This is a genomic window from Acinetobacter sp. 742879, assembly GCF_000588535.1.
GTDB classification, from domain to species: Bacteria; Pseudomonadota; Gammaproteobacteria; order Pseudomonadales; family Moraxellaceae; genus Acinetobacter; species Acinetobacter pittii.
Map to the genome: position 1 here is coordinate 1 of NZ_JFYC01000033.1, position 2,443 is coordinate 2,443.

The window sequence follows — 2,443 nt, forward strand, 5'->3', positions numbered from 1 at the left end:
CCGGCCTGTCACGCCGGGGGTCGCGGGTTCGAGCCCCGTCCGCTGCGCCACTTAAGACTTAACATCGTTTACCCCACAATTTCGACATTGTGAAAGTGCAGCGGTAGTTCAGTTGGTTAGAATACCGGCCTGTCACGCCGGGGGTCGCGGGTTCGAGCCCCGTCCGCTGCGCCACTTAAGACTTAACATCGTTTACCCCACAATTTCGACATTGTGAAAGTGCAGCGGTAGTTCAGTTGGTTAGAATACCGGCCTGTCACGCCGGGGGTCGCGGGTTCGAGCCCCGTCCGCTGCGCCACTTTTCAGTTCGGGTTGTGTTTGGAAGAAGATTTGAGATGTAAAAGTTTTAAATCGAAAAATTAATAATTTATTAGTTTTTTCTTCTTGGGGCGCTTAGCTCAGTTGGTAGAGCGTCTGCCTTACAAGCAGAATGTCGGCGGTTCGATCCCGTCAGCGCCCACCATATATGTGACCATACTTTATTTTAAAGTATTGTAGTGCAGCGGTAGTTCAGTTGGTTAGAATACCGGCCTGTCACGCCGGGGGTCGCGGGTTCGAGCCCCGTCCGCTGCGCCATTCTCTTGATTCCCTTGTCTAGAGAATGTAGAGTATGAAGATACATTCGTTATCTTTTCTCATTAAGGGCGCTTAGCTCAGTTGGTAGAGCGTCTGCCTTACAAGCAGAATGTCGGCGGTTCGATCCCGTCAGCGCCCACCATAATTTCTATCAGAAATTTAAAATTCCCTAAATTTATACTCATCTATAAATATCTTATACTTACATGTAAATTTATTTACTATGTGACTCAGTGTAGATACAACTTTTCTATTCTAAAATTAAAGCCCTTATATCTTTAAGTTATTCTTTTTATTGATCGCTAGTTTTTTAATTTTTTAGCATTGGTGTTTCTTCATGCTTTTGATGGGATTCCTCAACCTCATTAAATTGCGTTACTAGTGCTTAAAGATAAGTATCTAGCCTGTAATTACTAGTTCTAGCTAATATCAACTTTGTATTTGTATCGATCACTAATATTTTCACAAAAAAAACTGCTATTTTTTTAAATAGCAGTTTGCCGATTAAATTATTTTTTAATATTCGTTTAAAATCCATCCACTTGCATATGCGAAATATTCACGTAACCATGCATTGTAACGAGTAGCTAATGGTGTTTCTGCCGCTACCCCATAAACTTGGGTATAGCCCTGTTTCTTTGCAATTGCTATTGCTCTAGGAATATGAAAATCACTTGTCACAATAGCGATTGGCTGCTCTAAGGTAATGTGGTGCTGTTCTAATAAGGGTTTACTATTTTTTAAGTTAAGGTCTGTGCTAGTGCTTTTATCTTCAAGGATCATTTGATCTCTTGCGATATGATACTTTTGTTCAAGATAACGAGACATAACCAATGCTTCGCTTTCTTTTTCTGAAAAATCAAGACCACCTGTTAGAACAATCTGTGCTTGCTGCTGTTTTAGGGCTAGAGGGGCGGCCGTATCTAAACGTTTTGCAAGAATTGTAGATGGCTGACCATTCTCAACACCGCTTCCTAAGACAATAATTGCTTTTACTGGAGGAATATTATTTGAAGTATCTTTATTTTCTTTAATAAAGCTAAAAAAATAGCCTAAGCCAATTAACCATATCCAGAAGCATAACCATCCAAAACGCCAAAGTGTGTGTAAGCGATAGTGATAGAAGAAAAAGCGTTCTAAATGATAATAAAATAAGGAATATAGGCAGAGGAAAGCACCTAAAATTAAAGGAATAACGGTGCCTACATTAATTTTATTGAGACAAATTAGAACTAATCCATCTAGAAATAAAATCGAACCAATGATTGCTAGGAAAATACGGATCCACTTACTGACTTGCATTGTGCTTAGAGTTGCAATTTAAATTGCAGACAGTGTATGCAAAATCATTCTGAATGCAATAAAAAACCGAGTAAAGCATTTAAGCTATTACTCGGTTTTTGTTTTTATTGATCTTTAATAAACATCACGGCGGTAACGGCCTTGTTGTCTTAAATCATCTACCTGTTCTTCACCTAGAATTTCGATAAGTGCTTGATCGACTCCACTTGCCATACCATCAATACTACCGCATACATACAGAACAGCACCCCGTTCTACCCAGCTTACTAATTCTGCTGCATTCTGACGGATTACATCTTGAACATACATGCGTTGTTCTTGATCTCTCGAAAATGCTAAATCGAGGCGCTTTAACATTCCTGTGGTTTTCCATGCTTCAATGGTCGATTCATAGAAGAAATCACATGCTCTTTGACGTTCACCAAAGATTAACCAGTTTTCAGTGTAATCATGACGCGTACGGGTGTGTAATAGGCTCATTAAGCCAGCAATACCTGTTCCGTTACCAATACAAATAATAGGGCGGTTATCATCAATAAGATGGAATGATTCATTGGTACGAATA

General features: G+C 39.7%; 2 protein-coding genes and 5 tRNA genes. 5 read left to right on the forward strand and 2 right to left on the reverse strand.

The window, feature by feature from the left end:
- Window positions 1-97 precede the first annotated feature (97 nt).
- The 5 genes from J690_RS23365 (at window position 98) to J690_RS23385 (ending at window position 718) form a co-directional block, all read left to right on the forward strand.
- A tRNA-Asp gene (locus tag J690_RS23365) sits at window positions 98-174 on the forward strand.
- Between the two features lie 47 nt (window positions 175-221).
- A tRNA-Asp gene (locus tag J690_RS23370) sits at window positions 222-298 on the forward strand.
- A gap of 89 nt (window positions 299-387) precedes the next feature.
- Window positions 388-463, forward strand: a tRNA-Val gene (locus J690_RS23375).
- A 36-nt stretch (window positions 464-499) separates the two neighbouring features.
- Window positions 500-576 (forward strand) — tRNA-Asp (locus tag J690_RS23380).
- Window positions 577-642: 66 nt separating this feature from the next.
- Window positions 643-718, forward strand: a tRNA-Val gene (locus J690_RS23385).
- Between the two features lie 374 nt (window positions 719-1,092).
- Here J690_RS23385 and J690_RS23390 read toward each other — a convergent pair.
- The gene (locus J690_RS23390) at window positions 1,093-1,878 is read right to left on the reverse strand and encodes a YdcF family protein (RefSeq protein ID WP_032038798.1); all 786 of its coding nucleotides are present in this window, start codon (window positions 1,876-1,878) and stop codon (window positions 1,093-1,095) included.
- Window positions 1,879-1,992: 114 nt separating this feature from the next.
- Window positions 1,993-2,443 (reverse strand): ferredoxin reductase domain-containing protein (locus J690_RS23395; RefSeq protein WP_032038800.1); only part of this gene is annotated, 451 nt, incomplete at its 5' end.